The following is a 24,189-nucleotide window of genomic DNA, read 5'->3' on the forward strand; positions in this document are numbered from 1 at the left end:
CTCGAGGGGGCGGGGGGCTGACGGGCGGGAGCGCGTCGGCGACTGTGGCGCTCGCGTGTGCGGGCCGACCTCGGTGGCGGAGGCGTCGATGGGGCGATTCATCGGTGATCGCAAGCTCGATGGAGAGCATCTTGGCGACGATGGCGCCTTGTTCGAATTAAGTTGTCATTTGGATTGTGCTACCCGCCGTGTTCCATGCACTATCCAAGAAGAGATGCCACAGACCAGAGTGACCGACCCCACAGATTCAGGCGGCGGGGCCCAGAACCCCGAGGACTGCGACGACTGCGACGACGACCTGCTCGGCGGCGGTGGCGATGCCGAGCCCGCGCCCGCGCCCGATCAACTGCCCCCCGCACCCGAGGTCCCGCCGCGCGTGCTGCCACGCCCGACGCCGCAGGAGCCGCCCGAGGTGTCGCACCGGACCCCGCCCAACACCGCGCCCGATTTCGATACTCCGCCCGACCCGGTCCCCGAGCCAGCCCGCCTCGCGAGCTCCAGTTAGGTCTGTTCCGCGCCGCGAGCGTTTGGGGTGAGCGGAGGGGGCTTTGCCGCCGCAGCGAGGGGCCTTTTTGAAAGGCCCCTTGAAAACAAGTAGGCCTGAGTCGAGCGCGCAGCGCTTGATTCAGGACTAAATGTAGATATTGACGCCGGCCCGCTCGGCGATCAATGACTGTTGTGGCCATGCCGGAGGTCAGCGTCGAGCGCGGAGACATCACCAAGGTCGAGGTCGACGCGATCGTCAACGCGGCCAACCCCAAGCTGCTCGGTGGCGGAGGCGTCGATGGGGCGATTCACCGGGCGGCGGGGCCGAAGTTGTTGGAGGCTTGTCGACGCTTGGTCAAGGTCAAGGGGATCCGTTGCCCCTTCGGCGAGGCGCGGATCACCGCGGGCTTCGAGCTCCCGGCGAGCTGGGTGATCCACACCGTGGGGCCGATCTACAAGCGCACTCCCGAACCCGAGGCGGTCCTGCGCGCGGCGTACGAGTCGAGCCTGGGCCTGGCCGCCGCGCACTCCCTCGTGAGCGTCGCGTTTCCGGCGATCTCGGCGGGGGCCTACGGCTTTCCGCTCGAGCCCGCTGCTCGGATCGCGATCGCGGCGACGCGGGCGGACTGGGGCAGCGTGGCGCGGGTGCGCTTCGTGATGTTCACGGCCGAGGCCCACGCGAGCTTCGAGCGGGCGCTGGCCGAGGATGTGGCTCGCGCGCTCGGCACCGAAGGAAGGCCACGAACGGAGAGCTGACTGCGCGCTGGTGCCGTGGCATGATCAGACACGAGTCATGGCCAAGGCCGAGCAGATCAAGGCGCTGATACGCTCTCACGCGGAGGGCGACGACACGCGCTTCTACGCAGTGGCGATACAGGTCGCCGCTCAGGCCGCCCGCAGTGGCCACGGCAACTTCGCCAGGGAGCTTCGCAAGGTCGTCGACGAGGCCAAGGCCAAGACCCGCGCAGTCGAGCCGGAGCGCCGGGGGCGACCTTCTTCCTCGACCAGAGCAACGTCGACCAGGCCGGGTGGGTCGAGGAGCTCGCCGGGCGTACTCAGTATCTGTCCGAGGAGATGCCCGCGGTCTGCATCCTCGACACGGGCGTCAACCTGGGTCACCCCTTGATCGAAGGTTCCCTCACTCCTGACGATTGCTACGCGCTCGATCCGACCTGGGGCACGCACGATCATGACGGTCACGGTACGGAGATGGCTGGGCTCACGCTCTATGGCGACCTCGCTCCGCAACTCGAAGACACGGGGCCGGTCGTGCTCCGCCATCGGCTGGAGTCCGTGAAGATCCTTCCTCCGAGGGGCGCCAACGATCCCGATCTCTACGGTGCGGTCACGGCCGAGGCCGCCAGCCGGCCGGAGCACCCGAGCGTCGCCGCGTGTTCTCGATGGCGGTGACTTCGAGTGACAACCGCGAGGGCGGGCTACCGACCTCCTGGTCGTCGGCGATAGATGCGCTCGCCGCGGGTCGTTCGTTCGACGCGTCGAGCAAGGGGCTCGCGTATATCGACGACGGTTCTCCGCCGCGCCAACGATTGTTCGTGGTGAGCGCGGGGAACATCGACGAAGCGTCACTCGAGCATGGCCACCTCGATCGCAGTGATACGGAGCCCGTGGATGATCCCGCCCAGGCCTGGAACGCACTCACGGTCGGCGCCTACACAGACAAGGTCGTCATCACGGATCCCTCGTGGGCGAACTGGTCGCCGCTGGCCTCGCGAGGAGAGCTATCACCGTGGAGCACGACCTCGGTGACGTTTACGAAGCAGTGGCCGATCAAGCCCGACATCGTCATGGAGGGCGGCAACGTGGTCTGCAACGACGCGGGCGAAGTCGACTTTCCATGTCATGACCTCAACTTGCTCACGACCCACCACGAACCATCCGAGCGGATCTTTGCGCCAACGTGGGCGACGAGCGCGGCGACGGCTCAGGCAGCGCGGCTGTGTGCGGCGGTCTCTGCGACCTACCCAAACCTGTGGCCGGAGACCATCCGTGGCCTCATCGTCCACTCGGCCGAGTGGACACCGATCATGAAGGCGAGCATTGACGCCGAGGCGAGCAAGACAAGGCGCTCGAGCTTGATCCGACGCTACGGCTTTGGTGTGCCGAGCCTCGAGCGAGCGCTTCGGAGCGCGGACAGTGCGGTCACGCTTCTCGTTCAGGACTCGATTCGTCCTTTCATCGCCGGGAAGACGCGGGAGATCCACGTGCATGATCTGCCGTGGCCCCGTGATGAGATCGCGTCGCTGGGGCCGGCGAACGTTCGCCTGCGCGTGACCTTGTCGTACTTCGTCGAGCCGAACCCGGCGCGGCGAGGGTGGCAGAGTAAGCACCGGTACCAGTCACATGGGTTGCGTTTTGAGGTGAAGCGGCCGGCCGAGAGCCTCGACGAGTTTCGCAAGCGACTCAACAAAGAGGCGCTCGACGACGATGAGGGCAGGCCGTCATCGAGCGAGTCTGGTGACTGGTGTCTGGGGCAGAAGCGGCGTCGCGGGTCGCTGCACGCTGACATCCTGAGGTGCAGCGCTGCGGATCTGGCTGAGCGCCGAGCGATCGCGGTGTACCCCGTGACTGGTTGGTGGAGGGAGCTCGAGAAGCGCGACCGCAGCGAGCATGGCGCCGCTATGCGCTGGTCGTGTCGATCGAGACCGACACCGTCGACACGGATATCTGGACGCCGATCGCCGCTCAGGTCGGCGTCCCGGTCGAGACCGTCGTGGGGTAGCAGGCGTCCGCGGTGGAGGTGGGCTGCGTCCACAGCGGACGCAGCGGGCAGGTCAAGAGAGGCGCAGCGCTGGAAAACAGCGATGCACAGCACGCTCGACTGTGGCATGGGCCTTGCTCAATCCAAAGTATGCACACCCAAACCAAGCGTCATACCAACAAAGGTATGTTTCTCGTCTCCCTCAGCGGCCTCGCCCTATTGGCTCTGTCGACCTCGGCCTGCGACCCTGGGGCGGTCGATGACTTCGACGAGATCGATGAGCGGGCCGCGTTCGAAGACGAGGTCCCCGACGAATTCGCCCTGGCACAAGGTGAGGAGCCGGAGCAGAGCATGCACGACGGCGTCGTTGACGACCCGCCGCTCGAGCACCCCGGGATCTGCGCCACAGTGTACGAACACTATCACTACGGCGGTGACCACCGAGATATCTCCGGCGGCGATACTTCGTACATTGGAGGCCCCTGGAACGACAAAGTCTCCTCTGTGAAGGTGCGGTCGGGCTGCGCACTGAACGTATATGAACACGCCAATTACGAGGGCAAGCACAAGACCCTTGCAGGCAGGGTTCGCTGGATAGGTAGCGGTTGGAACGACCGGATCTCGTCCTATACGTGCAGCTGCTAGCAGCCCGTAGACCTGAACCAAGCGCTGCGCACGCGTCCGATGGACGGTGCGGGTGGTCGACGCAGGGCTCGTGCTCCCGACTCCGTGCGAGTCGAGTTGGACGCGACACTCAGGCGGCGGCCACGAAGGACCCAGGACCCAGGACCCAGGACCCAGGTCGCACAAAGCAGGTGCGCTCAGCGCAATGGGCGCGTTGGCCGAAGCTCGGCTCCGAGAGCCTCCAAACCAAAAACTAAACCGCCGAATTCGGCGGTTTAGCCTATGAGCCCGGTAGGAATCGAACCTACAACCCGCGGATTAAGAGTCCGCTGCTCTGCCAATTGAGCTACGAGCCCGGAGGGAGACGAAACCTACACGAACCCTTCCCCGATGGAACCCCCACGGTATTGCGCATGCTCACGCGCCGACCCGGACCTCCGCCCCGGTCGCCGCGACCAGCTCGGCCTCTGTCACCCCGGGGGCGAGCTCGACGAGCGAAAACCCGCGGTCTCCGACGCGGTCGACCCTCAGCACGCCGAGGTCGGTGATCACCAGATCCACGCAGCGCATGGCGGTCAGCGGCAGCGTGCAGGCGTCCACGAGCTTGCTGCGCCCCTTGCGGTCCCGGTGCTGCATGACCGCGATCACTTTGCGTGCGCCAGTCGCGAGATCCATGGCCCCCCCGATCCCCGCGACCTTCTTCCCGGGCACCATCCAGTTGGCGAGATCTCCGCGCTCGCTGACCTGCATGGCCCCGAGGACCGCGGCGTCCACGTGCCCGCCGCGGATCATCGCGAAGCTCAGCGCCGAGTCGAAGGTGCTGCCCCCGGCGACGACCGTGACGGTCTGCTTGCCCGCGTTGACGATCTGCGCGTCGACCTCCTCGTCGAGCGGGAACGGCCCCATGCCGAGCAACCCGTTCTCGGAGTGCAGCAGGATGTTCTGCTCGGGCCGCAGGTGGTTGCTGATCAAGGTGGGGATGCCGATCCCGAGGTTGACCACGCTGTCGTGGGGCAGCTCTCGGGCGGCGCGGGCGGCGATCTGATCTCGGTCCCAGGGCATCGCAGGGCTATAGTCCACCGGATGCGCCAAGTCTGGCCAGTGGTTGCCGCCCTCTCCCTCTGCGGGTGCCTACAGGCGCCTCCCTCGGGCACCGAGACCGTCGAGCCCGAGGTAGAGGCCAGCGCGGAGGGCGAGGTCGTCTCCCCAGCACGGGCGCTCGAGGGCCTCTACGAGGTCGGCGAGGTCCGCGGCTTCTCCTTCACCCAGCTCGGTGAGCAGATCGGGCGCTCGTTCGGGCGCTACGAGGGCACGGTCGAGCACGCGGGCCAGACGGTCCACCGCTTCTCGACCCGGGTCGAGTTGCTGCCGCCCGGGGGCCAGCCGCTGCGCTTCGCGTCCGAGGTCCTGCTCGACGAGCGCGGGGATCTGGTCGCGGGCTGGGAGCGCTCGATGGCGGCGGAGCTGCGCTTCGCCGTGACCAAGTCCGAGGCGCTGCTCGAGATCGAGGCCGACGCGGGGCTCCCAAACATCGAGCGCGCCGAGTTCGGCTACGAGCCAGGCACGGCCTTCATGGGCTACATGTCGACGATCCACGAGGAGCTGATGCTGGCCCTGCGCCCGCTCGCGGCCGGGGAGAACGAGTGGCGGCTGATCAGCATCTCGGCCGGGCGCGCGGATCCGTGGTCGGCGAAGGTCAAAAAGCAAGGCAACACGGTCGTCCTCGACACCAGCCTCGGCGAGGAGATCTGGCTCGACGAGGGCCGCATCACCCGCATCGAGGTGCCCGACGACGAGCTCGTGGTCACGGGCATCGCCCACCCGCAGTGGCCGGACTGGGAGGTCAGCGGGCCCTCAGCGCTGGCCTACAAGCCGCCCGCAGACGCGAGCTTCACGATCCGCGAGGTCGAGCTTCCGGGCCAACAAGACGAGCCGAGCCTGCGCGGTGAGATCCTGGTCCCCGACGCCGCCGTCCACGGGCCCGGCCCCTACCCGGGCGTGGTGTTCCTGGCCGGGAGCGTGTCGGCCGATCGCTACGGCTTCGCGGGCCCGCCAGCGGTCGACATCGGCTACCACGAGACGACCGACGCGCTGGCCAACGCGGGCTTCGTGGTCATCCGCTACGACGAGCGCGGCGTCGGCGAGAGCGAGGACGCCCCGCCGAGCTGGGTCGGCCAGCGGACCGACGCGCGCCGGGCGTTTCGGACCTTGCTGGTCCAGCCCGAGGTCGATCCCGATCGCATCCTCGCCGTCGGTCACGCCGAGGGGGGCTGGCGCGCGCTCTCGCTGGCGGCCGAGCGACCGCGCGAGGTCATCGGGGTCGGCTTGCTCGCAACCTTGGGCCGCAGCTACCGCGAGCTGTTTGCGGACCAGCCCGACATCTTGAAGGCGCTCGAGACCGGTAAAGACCTGCCCGAGCAGCTCCAGCCCATGGCGGACTGGTACGGCGAGATCCTCGTCGAGGATCCCGAGGCCCTGGTGTTTCGCGCGCGGGTCCCGATGTGGATCGCCCAGGGCGGCAAGGACTTCGAGACCGACCCGGTCAAGGATCTCGCCGCGCTCACCGCTGCAACCCGCAAGTACAAGCGCAAGGCCGAGGTCGCCCGCTTCCCCGAGCTCGACCACCACTTCAAGCACGAACCCGGGACCTCAAACCACACCAGCTACCTGGTCGAGCGCCCGGTCGACGGCGAGTTCCTCGACGCGCTGGTCGCGTGGGCGAAGAAGGTCAGCAAAAAGCCGGCTAAGAAGCCGGCCAGGAAATCGAGCGGGGGCTGAGCACGAAGGCGGGACGCCGCCCCGCCTTCGTTTGAGCCCTGCGAGCTCAGAAGCTCTCGAGCAGCGTGGCCTTCTTGGCCGAGTACTCTTCGTCGGTCAGGAGCCCGGCCTCGAACGCAGCCTTGAGCTTCATCAGCTTGGTCTGCAGGTCGTTGGCGGGCGGCGCCGCGGGGGCCGCTTGCTGTCCGCCCGCGGGGTTCCAGCCGGGTTGCGGGGCCGGCTGGCCCTGGGCCGGCTGACCCTGACCCTGGGGCGGCTGACCCTGATACTGGCCCTGCTGAGGCGGCGGGCCTTGCCGGTACTGACCTTGCTGAGGCGGGTAGCCCTGCTGGGGCGGGTAGCCGCCTTGCTGGGGCGGGTAACCCTGCTGAGGCGGGTAGCCGCCCTGCTGGGGGTAGCCGCCCTGCTGGGGGTAGCCCATGTTCTGGGGCGACATCATGTTGCCCATCATGTTGCCCATGCCAAAGCCCATGCCCATGCCCATGCCCGCGTTCATGACCCCGCTGCCCGAACCCTTGTGGGCGTTGCGGGCGACGTCGCGCATGGCTTGCATGCCCTCCCAGGCCATCGTGTTGTCGACTCCGCGCGCGGCCTGAGCGGCGGCCTCTTCGAGGGCTTTTTGGATCGCGGGCGGGAGCGTGATGCTCTCGATGATGAAGCTGGTCAGGCCGACACCGATCGCGGTCAGATCGTTTTGGATGCTGGTCTTGACCTCGTTGGCGAGGATGTCGACGTGGCCGGCGATGTCGCCGACGCTGACCTTGGCCTGGTTGGCCGACTTGCCGAAGGCCTGGAGCACGCGGCTCTTGATGAAGCGCTCGATCTCGTCGGTCGTGACCATGCTGTTGGTCCCGACGATCTCCTTGAAGAACACCCCGGGGTCGGCGACGCGGAAGTTGTAGCTACCGAAGGCCCGGATCGGCACGCGGCCGGGCCGGTTGCCGACGGCGAACTCGGGGTCACGGATGATGATGGGGTTCGGCGTGCCCCACTTCTGATCCATGTACTGCTTGAGGTTGATGAAGTAGATCTCGGCCTTGAAGGGGCTGTCGAAGCCGTACTTCCAGCCCTTGAGGGTCGAGAGGACCGGCACGTTCTGGGTCGAGAGCGTGTGGGTGCCGGGGCCGAACACGTCGGCCATCACCCCCTCGTTGACGAGCACGGCGGCCTGACCCTGACGGCACACGAGCTTGGCGCCGTTCTTGATCTCGTGGTCTTCGTCGGGAAAGCGCCAGACGAGGGTGTAGTTGGTGTCGTCGAGCCACTCGATGATCTCGATCAGCTCATTACGGATGAAGTCCATTATCCGGCCCATTCGTCTGCTCCTGTCGTTTCAGTGTGGGGGTGCAAGGTGCGTCGGGCCTCGCCAACCGCGAGGCGCGATGCTCATTCCGGGGCGAGCCCGACCTTCTTGCCTTCTTGTTCGATCGCGCCGAACTCGGCGTTGCTCATGTTGAACACGTCGGCGAACTCGCCGATCGCGTTGCGCTCGTTGTCGGTGTAGACGCCGTCGGCGTGGACGAGAGCGACCGCGACCTTCATGAAGATCCGGCGCAAGAAGGTGGTCTCGAGCAGGTTCGCGGCCTCGATCGGCGCGAAGTCGCCGCGGGTCACGTCGGCCCAGCTCACGTCGCTGTTGGCCTCGTCGAGGAACTCTCGGATCAAGCTCTCCTCGCGCGGGTCGGCCTCGCCGTCGATCGTGGCCAGGTACCAGAGCCCACGGGCGAAGATTTCAGCCTCTCGGGGACTCAGCCCGCTGTCGTTGTTGTCCGCCATCGCTGTGATGCTACGGCCCCGGCTCGATCGGATCTAGATCGGATCTGGAGCGAGTCGCCGCTGCGTGAGAAAGCGGACGCTCAGGCCGTGTCCGCGGCTCACAAAAGCATACGCCCGTGGCCAGGATTGGCCACGGGCGTATTTCGACTCGACTCGACTCGACTCGACTCAGGACGGATCAGGAACGAAGGAACTCAGTTGGACGCGCCGAGGGCATCTTCGGCGGTCATGGCCTCGAAGGCCTCGGGCGTGAGGATCTCGAAATCGCGCTCGAACACGAGGCTGCGGCCGCTTTGGTCAGCGGTGTAGACCTCGACACGCCAGCCGCCAGTTTGGGCCAGGGGGTCGGGCTCGACCGGGTTGATGGCTTCGGGGTCCGGGGGCTCGAGGCCGTTCCACCCCTCCTCCAAGAAGCGGGCGAGGGGGAGGTTGGCGGCGAGCGAGACGGTCTCGGACGGCTGGAGGAAGCCCATCGTCTCGCGCTGGTGGTCGCCGTGAAGCCACACGAAGGTCACGGGCCGGGGCTCGACGAGATCGTCGGCCCGCAGGTGGAGGTAGATCGCCTCGCTGTCGAGGGAGAAGCGGGTGGCGTCTTCGAGGGGGCCGTCGGCCTCGGCGGCGACGAGGCCCGTCACGCGAAGATGCGCGGCCTGCTGGGTCTTGGGGTTCGTCTCACTCGCGGCGTGGACGCTCTGCTGGGAGCCGTTGCTCTCCCGGAGCTGTCCGTCGGCCTGGAGGTCCGCGGCGGTGATCGGGGCATCGGCGCATCCCGCGGCGAGGAGGAGCGCAGCAGCGATGAGAGTGGTACGCACTGCACGGGGCCTATGCGGTTCTTGTGCCAGCATCCAAAGTCGATGATCTCAACAGCTTAGGGGCGACGCGATCATCGTTTCGAGATCATATGCATCGTTTGAGCTCTTATACCTATCTTTGTAGATTCGGTGTCGGCGGGGCTCACGGTGCCATCCTCGGGGACGGCCGGGTTGCTCGCCTGAGCTATGCTGCCCGGCGATGCGCATGCTGCGACGCTGGTCCGCGCTGGTCGTGTTGTCGATCTTGGTCGCCTCTGGCTGCAAGGGCAACGCCGAGGCCAAGGCCAAGGCCGAAGACGGCGGCGCGAGCGATACCGGAGCCAAGGGCACGATCGCGGCGGCCAAGCCCGAGCTCAGCCCGGGCGAGCAGATGTACGAGCAGCTGCGCCTCGACGAGCGCAGCTTCCCCCTGCTGATCTGGTCGCTGCACATCGTTGGGGTCGACTACTTCGACAAGGATCGCTTCGATCCCAAGGCCCAGCTCGCGGTGGCGATGGACTACATCGGCCTGAGCACGCCGGAGTTCTTCGGCAAGCGAGAGGGCGACGAGCTCGAGGTCACGGTCCGCTCGCAGTCCCAGCGCTTCTCGCTCGCGGAGGTCGACAACCTCGACGCGGCCGCCGACGTGATGGAGAAGGTACTCGAATTCACGGCCGGGGTGCTCTCGCTCGAGGGCGAGCCGCTCCACGAGCTCGAGTACGACGCGATCAACGGCCTGCTCGGGCGCCTCGATCCCCACACGATCTTGTTGACGCCCGAGGAGAGCGCCGAGCTCGGGGTCAAGACCCGCGGGCGCTTCGGGGGCATCGGCGCCGAGATCGCCGCGAGTGAGCGGCGGGTCCTGGTCGTGCGGGTGCTGCCCGGCTCGCCGGCCGAGGCCGCGGGCTTGCTCGACAACGACGTGATCCTCGAGATCGACGATCAGTCCACGGTCAACCTCAGCTCCGACGACGCTCGCTCGCTCCTGCGCGGGCCGGTCGAGACCACCGTCGTGCTCAAGGTCCGCCGCGGCGACGCGCTGAAGGTCATCGAGATCACCCGCGGGATGATCTCGATCCCGACGATCAGCGCGACGATGCTGCCCGATCGCGTCGGCTACGTGCAGGTCGCAACCTTTCAAGAGGACACGGCCGAGAAGCTGCTCGCGGCGCTCGAGGAGTTTCAAACAGACGGCGAGCTCGCCGGCCTGGTCGTGGATCTGCGCGGGAACTCGGGCGGCCTCCTGGCCCAGGCGGTCGGGATCCTCAACCAGGTCGTCGAGGGCGGCGAGCTCGTGATCGTGCGCTCGGCCCTCGGGCGCGAGCACCAGGACGCGACCAAGGAGATCGTGATCCCGATGGAGGCCCCGATCGTCGCGCTGGTCGACGAGAACGCGGCCTCGGCCTCGGAGATCGTCGGGGGCTCGCTCAAGCACCTCGATCGCGGGGTCGTGCTCGGGCGGGCGAGCTTCGGCAAGGGCACCGTTCAGGAGCTGCGCACGGCGACGCCCTACGGCCGCGAGGTCGCGCTCAAGATGACGATCGCCGAGTACCGCGTCGCCGGAGATCGCCGGATCCAGAGCATCGGCGTGGTCCCGGATCTGCAGCTGCTGCCGGTCGAGCTCAGCAACTTCGAGGGGGTCGCGCGGATGTACGACCTCGAGCGCTTCGAGCGACGGCGCGAGCGGGCGCGCACGGCTCACTTGCCCTCGGCGATCCACGACGTCGACGTGGCCGCCGACATCGCGATGTCGCGCGGCGGCCTCTCGCTGCGCTACTTCGCGGGCGGCGGCGCGCCCGAGACCCCCGAGGGCGGCGACGCGGGTCCGCGCGAGCTCCAAGACCCCGAGATCCGCCTGGCCCGCGAGGTCGCGCTGGCGCTGCGTGGGGTGGTCGGGCGCCGCGCGCAGCTCGAGGCCCTGCCGAAGATCGTCGAGGGCCTCGCGCGCAGCGAAGATCAGCACATCCGCGCGGCGATCGAGCCGTGGAAGATCGACTGGTCGGACATCGACGACGCCGCCGATCTCGACGCCGAGGTCGGGGTCGCGGTCTCGATCGTCGGCGACGGCCCGCAGGTCGCGGGCCAGCCCTTCACGCTCCACGTCGAGGTCCAAAACCCGACTGAGCGCGCGCTCGAGCGCGTCCACTTGATCACCGACTGCGACCGCGACGAGCTCGACGGCATCGAGCTGCTGATCGGCAAGCTCGAGCCCGGCGCGCTCGTGAGCCGCGACATCGATCTGCAGGTGCTGCCGTGGCGCGAGAGCTTCGTCGACACGCTCACGGTCATGGCCCACGTCGGCGAGCCCGGCGCCAGGCCCGACGGCGAGGCCAGGCTCAACTTCGCGGTCGACGGGGCCGCGCGCCCGAGCTTCTCCTACGACTACTGGGTGATCGACGATCCGCGCCTGGTCGCCAAGGGGCCCAAGCGCCCGGACCAGGAGCTGATCCCCGGCGAGGAGGCCTTCGTCGTCCAGGGCAACGGCGACGGGCTGCTGCAGCCGGGCGAGCGGGTGCTGCTCGGCTTCCGGGCCTACAACGCGAGCGGCGTCGCGCCCGACGCCCGCGTGCTCCTGCGCAACCTGTCGGGTCGCCAGGGCCTGCTCGAGGAGGGGCTCTACGTCCACGGCGAGCTCGACGCTGGCGAGGCGTTCCTGGGCGCGTTCGGGATCTCGGTCTCGACCGCGGCCGACCCCGGGCTGCCGCTCGAGCTCGAGCTGATCGTCGGCGACGCGCTGCTGAGCGAGAGCGTCGACGACAAGCTCCGCTTTCGGATCATCCCGGGCCGCGAGGGCGTGCTCGATGTCGAGGGCGAGCGGCGGCGGACCGTGGCCGGCGACGGGCCGCTGCGGATCTACAACGGCGCCGACGGCTCTGCGCCGATCGTCGCCGAGCTCGGCGCGGGCGCGGTCGTCGAGGTCAGCGGCGTGGCCGGCGAGTGGCTGGCCCTCGACGGCGAGCGCGGCGAGGGGCGGCGGCTGTGGATCCCCAAGGACATGGTCGAGGTCGGCGGCAAGGGGCCGGTCGCGCACCTGGCCCGCGAGCACCGGATGGTCGATCCCCCGGTCCTGTCCCTGGCCGAGGTCCCGAGCGTGGTCACCGGCGACTCCGTGGAGATCTCCGGGGTCGCCCAGCACCACGCCCGCGTCCGCGACGTGGTCGTGACCGTGCGAGCCTCGGGGCCGGACCAGCCCGAGCGCAAGGTCTTCTACCTGGCCAATCGCGCGCTCGAGGGTGAGGCGGCCAGGTCCCTCGAGTTCAGCACCGCCGTCGAGCTGAGCCCGGGGAGCAACCGGATCACCGTCCTGGTCCGCGATCACGACAAGGTCGAGCGGCGCCGAAACCTGTGGGTGTTCCAGGACTAGCAGCCCGGGGTGCAATGCCTCGCGCCGCCTCGCTTGGCCTTTTCGCCGAGGGCTTTGTCGCCAAAACTCGCAGTACGCCCGGTACAGCGGCGTTTTGGCTTCGCGCCCTCGGCGAAAATTCCGGCGCGAGGCAATGCCTCCCTCTCGGCTGCTCGTCTTCAAGGGGCCTTTCAGAAAGGCCCCTCGCTGCGGCGGAACCTTCCTGAGGGCGCGGCGTCCGTGGGCCCGTGCGCGCAGCCAGTGAGCCCGAGCCGTGGTATAGCGAGGTGCCTGTGAGCGACGACAAGGACCCCGAGCGCGGCGACGCAAAAGCCCCCGATCAGGACGGCGCGAAGGTCGACACCGAGAACAGCGACGACGGTGACACCGACGACGCGGAGCTCGACGATCTCGACGGGGAGGGCTTCGATCGAGCGGTCGCCGACGCCCGAGATCGCGTGCTGTCTCCGGGCGAGGACCTCGATCCGGATCTGGGTGAGCGCCCCTACACCGCCGAAGAGGCGGGCCTGCGCTCCAAGGCGGGTTGGGGTCGCTCGCCGATCATCTCGGCCGCCGTCATCGTCGTCGGTCTGTTCTTGTTGATCGCGACCTGGAGCGATTTTCGCTACTTCCTGCGCAGCGCGCAGTCCGAGCCCCGCGACCTCGGGACCGTGAGCGAGATCTACCAAGACGGCGAGTTCAGCGAGCGCTTCGACAACGAGTGGGTCGTGCTCGAGGGCGACCCCGACGTCCAGCACGCCGCGCGCATGCAGGGCCGGGACGGTTGGATCGGCTTCCTGAGGCTGATCGAGGCCGACGCGAGCCTGTTCGTCTCGATTCCGCGGGCCACGCAGAACACCAACAACGAATTCCCGGGCCGCTTCGAGGGGCGGATGCGGCGCATCAGCGAGGTCCCCCAGTGGGACAAGCTCCAGACCTTCTTCAACGCCGAGGAGATCACCGACATCATCGATCTCGACCCCGCGTCCGTCGCGAGCGCGCTCGGGTCCGGCGCCAGGAAGGTCGCGCTCGTCGACGGCGGCGAGCTCGAGCTGGCCCCGGATGACAAGCTGCGCGTCGTCGTGGCGCAGTCGAGCGCGATGGTCCAGCTCGGGCGTACGACCTGGCCGACCCGCGCGCAGGCCGACGAGATCATGAAGGTGCTCGGCAAGCCCTGGGCCTTCGTCGAGAAGCGCGACACCGTCTGGGTCTACACCGTCGCGCTCGGTGCGGACGCGAGCCTCGAGCTGTTTCAGGAGCTGACGCGCGCGCTCAACAACGGTGAGGATCTCGCCAGCGCCGACCCCAAGGTCGGGGGCCTGGTGCTCCCACGCCGCGCCACCTACCTCGTCGACTTCGGCGATCTGTCCGTGGATGGGGCGGGAGACAGCGCGGAGCTGTCGTTTACCTACGGCAGCAACACTGCAGGCACGGGCTGGAAGGTCGAGGGCGACGCGCTGGTGCCGGTCCCCCTCGACGGCGGTCGGCTCGCGGTCCCGAGTGCGGCGATCGAGGCCGTTCGGGTCGAGCGCTCGCTCGTGGCCGACCCCAAGGGGTACCTGCTGATGGTCGACCAGCACCCCAAAGACGTGTGGCCGTCCGCCGTCATGTTTGGCGCGGTGTTCGGGGTCGTGCTCCTCAACGCCTGGGCCCTGCTCGTCGCGCTGCGCCGACGCCGTTCCGCCGAGCTGAGCTGAGCTGAGCTGAGACCTGAGATCTGGGACCTGGCCGATTGGCCACTGTCGGCGAACCGTCGCCGCACTGTCGGGGTCCGAAGGCCGCGGTAGCCGTCGCTGACCGCGATATGGCCCTCGCTGACTCTGGGGGCCACGCATTCAGTCGCGAAGCTCATGAAAGCCGACCGCACGACGCCTGCGAGAGCGAAAGAATTCCCCGTTCTTCTATGGATCGGCGCTCGACGCTGTACAATGCCCCGGCCGTGGTCGACGGCTCATCCATGACGCTGCGCTTCCTCGGATCCGGGGGTGCCTTCTCACGTCAGTACGGGACCACCTGTTCACTGGTGACGTTCCCGGGCGGCGAGCGCTGGTTGATCGACTGCGGGCGTCAGGCGCCGGATCAGCTGTGGGACGCGGGCCTCGACTGGCACGAGATCGACGGGCAGATCGTCACCCACGTCCACGGCGATCACATCTTCGGCCTCGAGGACTTCGCGTTTCAGCGCTACTACCAGGCCTCGGGTGAGGTCTCGGCGATCATGTGTGGCGGGCCAAGGCCCAGGTTCCTGGCGCACTCCGCTGTGAGAGACGAGGTCTGGGAGTCGCTCGCCGCCTCCCTTCGCTACCTCAAGGTTGGCGACAATCCCCGCGCGGGCACCTTCGACTCGTACTTCGAGATGATCGAGCCGCACGCGTGGGAGCAGCCCGGGCAAAACCCGTGGCGGCACAGCGAGACCTTCACCCTAAACGGCCATCAGATCGTCGCGCGCGAGAGCGAGCACGTCCCGGGCAAGCCCTCGTGCTCGCTCGAGATCGAGGTGGGTCAGGGCGATCGCATCGCGTGGTGGAGCGGCGACTGCACCGTCGACGCCGGGTTCCTGGCCGCGATCGAGCCGCGGACCACGATCTACTTCCACGACTGCACCTTCACCGACTACCCGGGCCAGGTCCACGGGGCGTTCAGCCTGCTCGAGAAGCTGCCGAAGTCCGTGCGCGACAAGATGGTGCTCATGCACCACGAAGATGACATCGAGGACCATCGGGCCCAGGTCGAGGCGCTCGGCTTTCGCGTCGGGCTGCCCGATCAGGTCTACGATCTCGTCACCGGTCGGCGCGTCGACTAGCAGCCCGGGGTGCAATGCCTCGCGCCGCCTCGCTTGGCCTTTTCGCCGAGGGCTTTGTCGCCAAAACTTGCAGTACTAGCAGCCCGGGGTGCAATGCCTCGCGCCGCCTCGCTTGGCCTTTTCGCCGAGGGCTTTGTCGCCAAAACTTGCAGTACGCCCGGTACAGCGGCGTTTTGGCTTCGCGCCCTCGGCGAACATTCCGGCGCGAGGCGACACGATGCATTGCACCCCGGGCTGCTAGGCCTGAACCAAAGCGCTGCGCGCCCGAGCTCAGAGGCGGTCGAACAGCTCGGCGAAGTTGCAGGGCTTGTGGCGGATGTCGAGCTGGGCGGCGAGGATCTTGTCCCAGGCCGTGCCGCAGGCACCCGGTGAGCCCGGCAGCGCGAACACGTAGGTCTGCTCGCACAGCGCGGCCTCGGCGCGGCTCTGGATCGTGGACGTGCCGATCTCGGCGAAGGACAGCCAGCGAAACAGCTCGCCGAAGCCGGGGATGGCCTTGGTCACGAGGGGCGCGAGGGCCTCGGGGGTGACGTCGCGGGCGGTCACCCCGGTGCCGCCGGTTGCGAGCACGACCTGTACGCGCGGGTCCTTGATGAAGGCGCGGAGTTCGGTTCGGATCAGGTCGATGTCGTCACGAACGATCCTGCGCGCGGCGAGCTCGTGGCCTGCGGCCTCGAGCCGCTCGACGAGCAGCGCGCCGCTGCGGTCGGTCTCGAGCGTGCGGGTGTCGGACACGGTCATGACCGCGATGCGGACGGGCTTGAACTCGCGCGTGCTCACCGACCGACAGTAGGGCGGGCACGAGAGGAGGGCCACCCCGACGGGCGAGAGCGCCCCCCGCTTCGACAGCGCGTCTCGCTCGTGACTCGCGCGCGGTTTGGGGGCGGATCTCTCAGATGTGGGTCTGCGAGCCGCGTCTGGCTGCGAAGCGCCCGCGAGGGGCCCGCGCGACTTTGCGCTGCGCGCGTCGGCGTGGCATGGCTTGAAGGATGCCCGTCGTCGCGGTTGCGCTGTTTGGCCTGTCCCTCGCTGGTCCGCCCCAGCTGCCGCCCGAGATCGGTGATATCCCGCCGCCCGCCGACGCCGAGCCGCCCGCCGACGTCGAGCCGCCCGCCGACGCTGAGCCGCCCGCCGACGCCGAGCCGCCCGCCGACGCCGAGCCGCCCGCCGACGCCGAGCCGCCCGCGGATGCCGATGTCGAGACGCCCACTGACGCCGAGCCACCCGCCGACGCCGAGCCGCCCAGCGATGAAGCCGCGCCGCCCGGCGATGATGGGGCCGCGAGCGAGACGCTCGACGAGGGCGCAGCCGGGGATCCGCCCGGACAGGAGGAGGCGATCCCGGTCGCGCCCGATGAAGCGCCGACGCCAGCGGACGACGGCTCCGGCGGTGGCGCAGCGGGAGCAGACGGAGCAGACGGCAGCGGGGCCGGGGCCGGCGCGGCCCCGGCGGTGCAGCAGCCGACCAGCTCACCCGAGGTTCAGTCGCCCGGCGGCGCCCGGGCCAACCCCGGCGCAGGCGGGAGCTCGACCGCGCCTGCTGCGGGCATCGTCGAGGGGCCCCAGCCCGACCAGCCCGGCGACGAGGCGGCGGCCGAAGAGCTCGAGGCGGAGCCCGAAGAAGAGGAAGAAGAGTCGTTCAGGAAGCTCGGCGGCTTTCGCCTGTTTCGGGTCGGCGTCGCCGCCAAGGTCGGCTACACGCACGGGACCAGCGCCAAGAACGGCCTGTTCGATCGTGACAAGTCGATCCAGGACTCGATCGACAACATGGCGATCACGACCTCCGGGGCCGGCGACCTCGGCCAGACCAAGTTCGGCGGGTTCCAGTACGGCTTCATCCTCGACGCCGAGGTCGTCGGCATCAACGTCTGGCTCGACTTTCACAAGTTCTTCAACCCCGGCGGGATGTGGAGCTTGCTGCTCGGCTACGACCACGAGTTCGGCTTTGGCAAGCGCCTGCGCCTCGACCTCAGCGCGGGCGGGGGGCTCAACCACGTGTTCCTCGGCTCGGTGCTCTCGGATCTCTACTACGACAAGGACAACCCCGAGGCCGTCAACATCGGGACCCTCGGCGTCGAGGGCCGCGCGATGGCCGATCTTCACATCAAGCTCGTCGGGCCGCTGTACACCGGGCCCTACGCGATGATCGGCTACCACTACCTGTGGTCGGCCAACGTCGAAGAGGTCACCGCGGAGAAGGGCCTGCACTACAGCGTCGGGTGGACGCTGCGCCTCGACTTCGCGGCGCCCAAGATCATCGGCGGACGCAAGAAGACGAAAAAGAAGGGCTCGTGATGGGGCGTCCATGACATCGTCAGGCATGGACACCCGCCTCGCCTACTCCACGCTCATGGCCTCGATCAGCTTCGAGGGCTCGGGCGTGCTCGCGCGACTCGTGCGCTTGTGGGAGCTGGTCCAGTCGGGGCAGGCGCCGGTCTGGGACGACAGGCGCAGGTTGTCGCCCGAGGCGCTGTTCGAGCCGAACTCGACTGGGCTCGAGGCCCACGACTTCATGGCGCTCGCCGAGCTTCACCAGGACCACGGCGGCGAGGCCCCGACGATCGGGATGGTGGTCCGAGGCGACGCCCTCGCTCGTGACGAGTGCGGCCTGGGTCCCTCGCCCTGGGTGCCCCGGCGCTACCTGCCGATCGGCTGGCAGGACCAAGGCGAGACGATCTTCTTCATCGACCCCGAGGGCGTGGTCTACTCGGTCGCGACCGACCCCCAGAATCCCTTCGTTGAGCGCGAGGCCGACTTCGAACGCGTCGCCGAGCTCCCCCGCGCGTGACCGGCCCCGCGCTCAGGGCTCGCACAGCTCGGGCGGCACGGCCATCGTGACCGTGCGATCCCAGGTCAGCACGTAGCCGTCGACCACGTCGAGCTCGGCGTGGAGCTCCCCGGTCAGGCCGTCGATGTCACAAGGATCGAGGAGCTCGTCGGGCACGAACAAGGTGATGTACACGAACTCGTAGGTGCCGTCGGGCAGGATCTCGAAGGGGACCGGGTAGTTTGACAGGCGCTTGAAGTGGCCGCCGAAGTCGAGGTCGAAGCCCTCGATGTCGAGGTACATGTCGAAGATCGGGGTGCGCGGATCGGTGTAGTCGCTCGGATCGTCGGCGAGGGTGAACCCGGCCCCGCGCAGGGGCATGGGAAACATCAACAAGCCCTGGCCGCCGAGGACCATGAGCAGCTCGTCGCCGTCCTCGACCGGGCTCCAGCCCTCCTCGCCCTGACCCATGGCGATCCAGGTGCCGGGCGGGTTGTTGCCGCCGCTGTCTCCGTCGCCGCCGTCGTTGTCGTCGAGTCCGCCGTCGTAGATCGGGCGCGAGGGATCGCAGGCGGCGAGGCTAGCTAAGACCGCGAGCAGCGCGCACGCGCGCGCACCTCCGACGAGACGGGCGTTGAAGGTCATGCCTCGAATTTGGCCAACAACGGGCCCGGGGGCAAGCGCAGCGACGAATTCGAACGCACGCGTGATCGGATCACGACCCCCGCGGTACTGAGAGCTCGCCGGATCACCAGTCCGAGCCCGGCGGCAACGCCTTGGGTCGGTGATCGGCCTCGGCCGCGTCGAGCTGCCCGGCGCCACCGATCGGCGCGGCGTTCTCGGCCTCGACCAGGGCCTGAGCCGAGATCGCGCGGGCGTCTTTGATCGCGCGCTGGCGCAGCGCGACCATGCTGGTGCTGCCGAGCACCGTCAGGCCGACGGCCCCGGCGATCAGCGCCCAGCCGATCAGACCGGGGACGATGAGCCCGGTGATCGCAAACAGCCCGACGGTCGCGCCGAGGCCCATGCTCGTGAGCGTCCGACGGCTGCGCAGGGGGGTGGGATCGATGTCGACGCGGACCATCGAGCCGCTGGCGCCGTCAGCCTCGGCCTGGACCCGGTAGATGATCCCGGCGGCTTCGTCGTAGATGTCGGCCTCGGTCGAGCCCATCATGTGACCACCGCTGCCGATCTGGCGCTCGATCTGCCGCTTGACGCTGCGCACCGCCTGCTCGGGCGGATAGGGCAAGCTGGTCTCGGTGTTGGCGACGCTGACACCGCGGGTCGAGGGCGGGACGACGCCGCGCTGGCCTCGAGTTGCGATCGCGCCGCCGCCGGGCCCGGGGCCGCCGCCGCTCGCTTGCTCCGCGAGAGCGCTGCGCAGCTCTGCCGGCGAAATCCCGGCCTCGCGCGCGGCCTCCTCGATCTCGCGGTCGGACAGCTGAGTCATCTGCACCCTAGAGTACGGCCCGATCGACCCGGGTCCAAGACCGCGCGCTGGATGCCCGCTGCTGCGCCGCCGTGCTATAGCCGCGGGCCGTGAGCGCCGCATCGCCAGACACGGTCACCGAGCTCGAGGATCGCCTCGCAACCCTCGCCGAGCGCGGAGTGAAGATCATCGACCCGCGCCAGACTTTCGTCGGCCCCGAGGTCGAGCTCGGCAATATCTACGCAGGCGTGACCTTGCATCCGGGCACGCGCTTGCAGGGCGCGCGCTGCTTCCTCGGTCCGGGGGTCGAGGTCGGGCGTGAGGGTCCGGCGGTCGTGGTCGACAGCGCGCTCGGTTCGGGCGCTTCGATAGCGAGCGGCTACGTCGAGGGCGCGGCGTTGCTCGGCGGGGCGCGGCTCGGGGCCAACGCCCACGTCCGGCCCGGGACCCTGCTCGAGGAGCAGGCGTCGACGGCCCACTGCGTCGGGCTCAAGCACACCTTGCTGCTGTCGTTCGTGACCCTCGGCAGCGTGATCAATTTTTGTGACTGCCTGATGGCCGGCGGGACCTCGCGCAGCGACCACTCGGAGGTCGGCTCGGGCTTCATCCACTTCAATTTCACGCCCTGGGGCGAGCGCGGCGACAAGGCCACGCCCTCGCTGATCGGCGACGTGGTCCGCGGGGTGTTCCTGCGCGAGAACCGGGTGTTCCTCGGCGGGCTCGGGGGCGTCGTCGGCCCGGCTCAGGTCGGCTACGGCTCGGTCGTCGCGGCCGGGCAGGTCGTGCGCCGCGACGTCGACGACGGCTCCTTCGTCCTGCGTGAGACTCGGGCCGTCGAGCGTCAGCTGCGGCCGGCCTGGCGCGACCGCCTCCAGCCGCGGCTGCGCAAGAACATCGCCTACATCGCGCAGCTGTTCGCGCTGCGTCAGTGGTACCGCGAGGTTCGGCTCGCTCGCCTCGCGCCCGACGATGTCGATCGGACCCCGGTCGCCGCGGGGGCGGCCGTCATCGAGCTCGCGATCGCCGAGCGCCGCAAGCAGCTCGCGCGCTTCGTCGAGGAGCGCGGCGGTCAGGCCCCGAGCTTCGAGCTCGGCGAGCTCCCGCGCTGCCCCTGGGCCCTGACACCCGGCGGACCCGATCACGTCGAGTGGGTTCAGGGCCTGTCCGACACCCAGCTCGAGGCCGGGCGCGCGTGGTTGGCGGAGATCGTCGCGCGTGTCGTCGCCCAGGCCGACGCTGTGAAGCCGGCCCCGAGCCCGGGCTGACTCTCCGGGGCCGCTCCGATCAGCTCCGATCAGCTCCGATCAGTGGGGCAGCGACGCCCGCAGCAGCGGCAGCGCGCGCTCGATGCCCATGACGGTGATCAGCGTGGTCAGCTTGGGCCCCTTGGGCCGATCGATCAGCAGATCGTAGACCAGCGGAAAGAACTGCTTGGGCCCGAGCTCGAGCCCCTCGAACAGCTGCTTCATCGCCGGGACCAGCTCGCTGTCGCTGGCCTTGGGGTTGTGCTCGAGCGCCGCGACGAGGCGCTCGAGGGCGACGCGCTGGTCCGCGTCGAGCTCGCGGCTGACCGCCTCGGCGCGGATCCGATAGCAAAACTCCGGCGGGGCGTAGCGCTCGATCCAATTCCACACACAGCGGGCCCGCCGCTCGAACAGCTCGCCCTCGCGCGCAGTGCTCAGCTCACCGCTGCGCTCGTAGTGGGCCCGGGCCCGGGCGATGTCGCCGTCGTAGATCTGCAGGAGCATCGACAGCGGCCGGAAGCTGGGCTGGAAGGGCGGCGCGGTGCCGGGCTCGACGCGCGCGCCGTCGGGATCGGCGAGGTCGAGGGTCCGCCGAGCCACGCGGCGCTTCTTGTCCTTGCGCCCGCCGTCGTCGGGCTCGTGGGCGAGGGCCACGGCGCGGTCGTACTCCTCGTAGATGCGCAGGGCGTCGAGGTCGAAGCTGATCGCGAACTCGGTGTTGGCCCGGTACGAGGCGAACAGCCAGCGCAGGAGCTTGGGCTCGTAGATGCTCAGGCAGTCGTCGACGGTCACGACGTTGCCCGACGAGCTCGAGATCTTGCCGCCCATGCCCTTGATCGAGACGAAGTCGTAGGCGACGTACTGCGGCGCCCAGCCGCCGTAGACCCGATCGACGATCTGCTTGGCGGTGTCGTAGCTGCCGCCGTCGGAGCTGTGATCCTTGCCGCCGGGCTCGAACATCACGCCCTCGTAGGCCCAGCGCATCGGCCAGTCGACCCGCCACGGGAGCTTGATGTCGCCGCCCTCGCGCAGATCCACAGCGCCCTGGCGACCGGTGGACTCGACCGTGTAGGTCACGGTCCACTCGCCGTCCCAGGCGAAGCTCAAGTCATCGCGCCCGGTCTCGGGGTCGAAGCCGGCGAGCGGCAGCCAGTCGGCGGCGAGGGGCTCGCGGCGATACTGGTTGAGGATCTCGCGGATCGTCTCGCGCTGCTCGAGGGCCTCGCGGATCCCGCTCGCGTAGTCCCCCGCGCGGTAGCGCTTGGACTGGCGGATGAACTCGCAGTCGATCCCGAGCGGCTCGATGCTGCGCTCGAGCCGGGCGATGTTGTGCGAGGCGTAGCTGTCGTGGTCGCCGTAGGGGTCGGGCACGTCGGCGATGCTGCGGCGCAGGTTCTCGCGCAGCATGTCTTGCTCGGGCATGCCGACGGGGACCTTGCGAAACACGTCGAAGTCGTCCCAGGAGTAGATGAAGCGGACCTGCTTGCCCTGGTCGCGCAGGGCTCGGGCGACCAGATCCACGGTGATGATCTCGCGGAAATTGCCGATGTGGACCACGCCCGAGGGCGTGATCCCGGCCGCCACGGTGTAGATCTCGGCGTCCGGGTGGGCCGAGATCGTCCGCAGGGCCGCGTGGTCGGCCCAGTGCGAATAGTAGGGGTCGGACGGTGCCATGGGCCGCGAAGCATGAGCGATCAGCCCTTGTCTGTCGAGCCGAGCTGAACCAAGACTGTGCGTGCCAATGTCGGGTTCACGCACTCGTCGCTCACGGGGCCAGGTGGTCGAGCTGGGCAAAGCGCTCGAGCGTGCGGTCGGCGGCGGCCACCCGTGGATCTTCCGCGACGCGCTGGTCGGCGAGCTGCCCGAGCCCGGCGAGGTCGTGACGGTGCTCGATCGCAAGCGGCGCTTCCTCGCCCGCGGGCTGGCCGAGCGCGGGCCGATCGGGGTCCGCGTGTTCACGACCGAGGACCGGGCCCTGGATCGGGAGCTGCTCGCCGAGCGCCTCGACAGCGCGCTCGATTTGCGCCGCCGCCTGGCCCCGCCCGCGACCGACAGCCTCCGCCTGGTCCACGGCGAGGGGGATCGGCTGCCGGGGGTCGTCGTCGATCGCTACGCCGAGCACGCCGTGTTGCGCTGCGACGGTGAGGCGATCGAGCGCTGGCGCGAGCCGATCGAGGCCCTCCTGCGCGAGCGGCTGCCGGGCCTCGGTGTCCGCACGCTCCTGCGCCGCAGCGGCCGCGGCGAGCACAAGCGGGTCGAGCCCGTGTTCGGTCGGCTGCCGACCGAGGCGATCGAGATCCGCGAGCACGGCATGCGCCTGCTCGTCGATCTGGTCCGCGGCCAAAAGACGGGGATGTTCCTCGACCACCGACAAAACCGCGCCCGGGTCCGCGAGCTCGTGGCCGGCTTGGGCGAGGCCGGGTACGCGCCGCGGGTCGCCAATTTGTTCGGCTACACGGGCGGGTTCTCGATCGCGGCCGGGCTCGGCGGCGCGGCCAAGGTCGTGACCGTCGACGTCGCCGCCCCGGCCCTGGCCCTGGCCGATCGGGCCTGGCCGCTCAACGAGCTCGAGCCGGGGCGCCACTACGGCGCCGCCGCCCCGGTCGAGCGCTGGCTGGCCGAGCAGCGCGGGCAGTTCGAGCTCGTCGTCGCCGATCCGCCGAGCTTCGCGCCGAGCCGCGCGACCCGGGACCGGGGCCTCGGCGCCTACCGGGCCCTGCACGCCGCGGCCTTGCCGATCGTCGCCGACGGCGGGCTGTACCTCGCGGCCTCGTGCTCGAGCCAGGTCGATCGCGCGGCCTTCGAGGACACCTTGCGCAAGGGCGCCCGAATGGCCCGCGTCGAGCTCGCCGTGCTCGAGCGCGGCGGGGCGGGCTTCGACCATCCAACTCCGCTGGGCTTCCCCGAGGGCGAGTATCTGGTCGCGACGCTGTGCCGCGTGCTGCGGTGAGCTCGGTTCCCGAGCTAGAACAACCGCTGAACTGAAAAAGCTGCTAGTGCGAGCCGCAAGGCGAGCGTTTGGGGGGAGCGGAGGGGGCTTCGCCAGGCCTCACGAGATGGTTCATCGGCTCTCGGGTCCGGGTTGCTCATGACGTCTGACGCCGGAAAAACTTGGCCTTGGTGAGGTCCCAAGCGGGAGGCAGCCGGATCCGAGAGGGGTCCCGTTGCAGCTCTTCGTACTCCTCGGGGGTGACCTCGGCGATCCTCGTAACGTAGGGGACATCCTTGGTCGGGGCGAAGACAAACGCCTCCACCGAGCCACTCGCGGGGGTCGATTCGCTGATCTCGAGCAGCGTAATGGTGTCCTCGGGGTCAATGTCGAGGAACACGACGAGGCGCAGTTCGGGCTCGACCTCGAAATGGTGCGCAGCCAACTTGCGGGCGGCGTCCTCTCTTTCTTGGCTGGGTCGCGGTTGCACGGGTGGAGAGT

Annotated in this window: 21 protein-coding genes, 1 tRNA gene and 1 pseudogene; 13 read left to right on the forward strand and 10 right to left on the reverse strand. The window is 69.0% G+C overall.

Annotation, left to right across the window (positions count from 1 at the left end):
• Nucleotides 1-214: 214 nt before the first annotated feature.
• The 5 genes and pseudogenes from ENSA5_RS36640 to ENSA5_RS39020 all read left to right on the forward strand — a co-directional run bounded on the left by ENSA5_RS36640 (nt 215) and on the right by ENSA5_RS39020 (nt 3,850).
• Nucleotides 215-505, forward strand: coding sequence for a hypothetical protein (locus tag ENSA5_RS36640; protein ID WP_146156379.1), 291 nt, complete (start codon nt 215-217; stop codon nt 503-505).
• A gap of 179 nt (nt 506-684) precedes the next feature.
• Entirely contained in the window at nt 685-1,242 is a 558-nt protein-coding gene (locus ENSA5_RS33150; protein WP_106395760.1) for an O-acetyl-ADP-ribose deacetylase, read from the forward strand.
• 318 nt (nt 1,243-1,560) lie between these two features.
• Entirely contained in the window at nt 1,561-1,896 is a 336-nt protein-coding gene (locus tag ENSA5_RS33160) for a S8 family serine peptidase (protein ID WP_106395733.1), read from the forward strand.
• A pseudogene (locus ENSA5_RS39880) lies at nt 1,887-2,543 on the forward strand (S8 family peptidase); the annotation flags it as partial. The gene ENSA5_RS33160 and the pseudogene ENSA5_RS39880, both read left to right, overlap by 10 nt.
• A gap of 848 nt (nt 2,544-3,391) precedes the next feature.
• On the forward strand, nt 3,392-3,850 hold the full coding sequence (locus ENSA5_RS39020) for a peptidase inhibitor family I36 protein (RefSeq protein ID WP_219906909.1): 459 nt from the start codon (nt 3,392-3,394) through the stop codon (nt 3,848-3,850).
• Nucleotides 3,851-4,112: 262 nt separating this feature from the next.
• Here ENSA5_RS39020 and ENSA5_RS33175 read toward each other — a convergent pair.
• Nucleotides 4,113-4,185: transfer RNA gene (locus ENSA5_RS33175), tRNA-Lys, on the reverse strand.
• A gap of 61 nt (nt 4,186-4,246) precedes the next feature.
• Complete coding sequence (locus tag ENSA5_RS33180; protein WP_106395735.1) at nt 4,247-4,891, reverse strand: 3-oxoacid CoA-transferase subunit B; 645 nt, start codon at nt 4,889-4,891, stop codon at nt 4,247-4,249.
• 21 nt (nt 4,892-4,912) lie between these two features.
• On the opposite strand from ENSA5_RS33180, the gene ENSA5_RS33185 reads away from it, so the two are divergent.
• Nucleotides 4,913-6,607: an alpha/beta hydrolase family protein gene (locus tag ENSA5_RS33185; RefSeq protein ID WP_106395736.1), complete on the forward strand. Its 1,695-nt coding sequence runs from the start codon at nt 4,913-4,915 to the stop codon at nt 6,605-6,607.
• A 46-nt stretch (nt 6,608-6,653) separates the two neighbouring features.
• Here the strand turns inward: ENSA5_RS33185 and ENSA5_RS33190 are convergent, their stop codons facing one another.
• From ENSA5_RS33190 to ENSA5_RS33200, 3 genes are all read right to left on the reverse strand, one after another.
• Nucleotides 6,654-7,922: an SPFH domain-containing protein gene (locus ENSA5_RS33190; protein ID WP_106395737.1), complete on the reverse strand. Its 1,269-nt coding sequence runs from the start codon at nt 7,920-7,922 to the stop codon at nt 6,654-6,656.
• Between the two features lie 71 nt (nt 7,923-7,993).
• The gene (locus tag ENSA5_RS33195) at nt 7,994-8,383 is read right to left on the reverse strand and encodes a TerB family tellurite resistance protein (protein ID WP_106395738.1); all 390 of its coding nucleotides are present in this window, start codon (nt 8,381-8,383) and stop codon (nt 7,994-7,996) included.
• Nucleotides 8,384-8,577: 194 nt separating this feature from the next.
• Complete coding sequence (locus ENSA5_RS33200) at nt 8,578-9,195, reverse strand: hypothetical protein (protein ID WP_106395739.1); 618 nt, start codon at nt 9,193-9,195, stop codon at nt 8,578-8,580.
• A gap of 199 nt (nt 9,196-9,394) precedes the next feature.
• Between ENSA5_RS33200 and ENSA5_RS33205 the strand changes: the two genes are divergently transcribed.
• The 3 genes from ENSA5_RS33205 (at nt 9,395) to ENSA5_RS33215 (ending at nt 15,320) form a co-directional block, all read left to right on the forward strand.
• Nucleotides 9,395-12,538 (forward strand): MXAN_5808 family serine peptidase, encoded by a 3,144-nt coding sequence (locus ENSA5_RS33205; protein WP_106395740.1) that lies wholly within the window; start codon nt 9,395-9,397, stop codon nt 12,536-12,538.
• 272 nt (nt 12,539-12,810) lie between these two features.
• The gene (locus tag ENSA5_RS33210) at nt 12,811-14,214 is read left to right on the forward strand and encodes a hypothetical protein (protein ID WP_106395741.1); all 1,404 of its coding nucleotides are present in this window, start codon (nt 12,811-12,813) and stop codon (nt 14,212-14,214) included.
• A gap of 242 nt (nt 14,215-14,456) precedes the next feature.
• Nucleotides 14,457-15,320, forward strand: a complete 864-nt coding sequence (locus ENSA5_RS33215; protein WP_181198416.1) for an MBL fold metallo-hydrolase — start codon at nt 14,457-14,459, stop codon at nt 15,318-15,320.
• Nucleotides 15,321-15,590: 270 nt separating this feature from the next.
• Here the strand turns inward: ENSA5_RS33215 and moaB are convergent, their stop codons facing one another.
• Complete coding sequence (gene moaB, locus ENSA5_RS33220; RefSeq protein ID WP_106395762.1) at nt 15,591-16,100, reverse strand: molybdenum cofactor biosynthesis protein B; 510 nt, start codon at nt 16,098-16,100, stop codon at nt 15,591-15,593.
• Nucleotides 16,101-16,309: 209 nt separating this feature from the next.
• On the opposite strand from moaB, the gene ENSA5_RS33225 reads away from it, so the two are divergent.
• Nucleotides 16,310-17,614 carry a hypothetical protein gene (locus ENSA5_RS33225; protein ID WP_106395743.1) on the forward strand — a complete coding sequence of 435 codons (1,305 nt, stop codon included), beginning with the start codon at nt 16,310-16,312 and terminating at the stop codon, nt 17,612-17,614.
• Between the two features lie 25 nt (nt 17,615-17,639).
• A complete protein-coding gene (locus ENSA5_RS33230; protein ID WP_106395744.1) occupies nt 17,640-18,107 on the forward strand; it encodes a hypothetical protein in 468 nt (155 codons plus the stop codon).
• A gap of 12 nt (nt 18,108-18,119) precedes the next feature.
• On the opposite strand, the gene ENSA5_RS33235 is transcribed toward ENSA5_RS33230, so the two are convergent.
• Nucleotides 18,120-18,731, reverse strand: a complete 612-nt coding sequence (locus tag ENSA5_RS33235; RefSeq protein WP_106395745.1) for a hypothetical protein — start codon at nt 18,729-18,731, stop codon at nt 18,120-18,122.
• A gap of 103 nt (nt 18,732-18,834) precedes the next feature.
• The gene (locus ENSA5_RS33240) at nt 18,835-19,536 is read right to left on the reverse strand and encodes a hypothetical protein (protein WP_146156381.1); all 702 of its coding nucleotides are present in this window, start codon (nt 19,534-19,536) and stop codon (nt 18,835-18,837) included.
• Nucleotides 19,537-19,625: 89 nt separating this feature from the next.
• Between ENSA5_RS33240 and ENSA5_RS38705 the strand changes: the two genes are divergently transcribed.
• A complete protein-coding gene (locus tag ENSA5_RS38705; protein ID WP_106395747.1) occupies nt 19,626-20,780 on the forward strand; it encodes an LbetaH domain-containing protein in 1,155 nt (384 codons plus the stop codon).
• Between the two features lie 39 nt (nt 20,781-20,819).
• Here the strand turns inward: ENSA5_RS38705 and lysS are convergent, their stop codons facing one another.
• On the reverse strand, nt 20,820-22,433 hold the full coding sequence (lysS, locus tag ENSA5_RS33250) for a lysine--tRNA ligase (protein ID WP_106395748.1): 1,614 nt from the start codon (nt 22,431-22,433) through the stop codon (nt 20,820-20,822).
• A gap of 103 nt (nt 22,434-22,536) precedes the next feature.
• On the opposite strand from lysS, the gene ENSA5_RS33255 reads away from it, so the two are divergent.
• Nucleotides 22,537-23,709, forward strand: a complete 1,173-nt coding sequence (locus ENSA5_RS33255) for a class I SAM-dependent rRNA methyltransferase (RefSeq protein WP_106395749.1) — start codon at nt 22,537-22,539, stop codon at nt 23,707-23,709.
• A 136-nt stretch (nt 23,710-23,845) separates the two neighbouring features.
• On the opposite strand, the gene ENSA5_RS33260 is transcribed toward ENSA5_RS33255, so the two are convergent.
• The gene (locus tag ENSA5_RS33260) at nt 23,846-24,178 is read right to left on the reverse strand and encodes a hypothetical protein (RefSeq protein WP_146156383.1); all 333 of its coding nucleotides are present in this window, start codon (nt 24,176-24,178) and stop codon (nt 23,846-23,848) included.
• Nucleotides 24,179-24,189 lie beyond the last annotated feature (11 nt).

The sequence above is a fragment of the Enhygromyxa salina genome, from assembly GCF_002994615.1.
In the GTDB taxonomy this organism is placed as follows: domain Bacteria; phylum Myxococcota_A; class Polyangia; order Nannocystales; family Nannocystaceae; genus Plesiocystis; species Plesiocystis salina_A.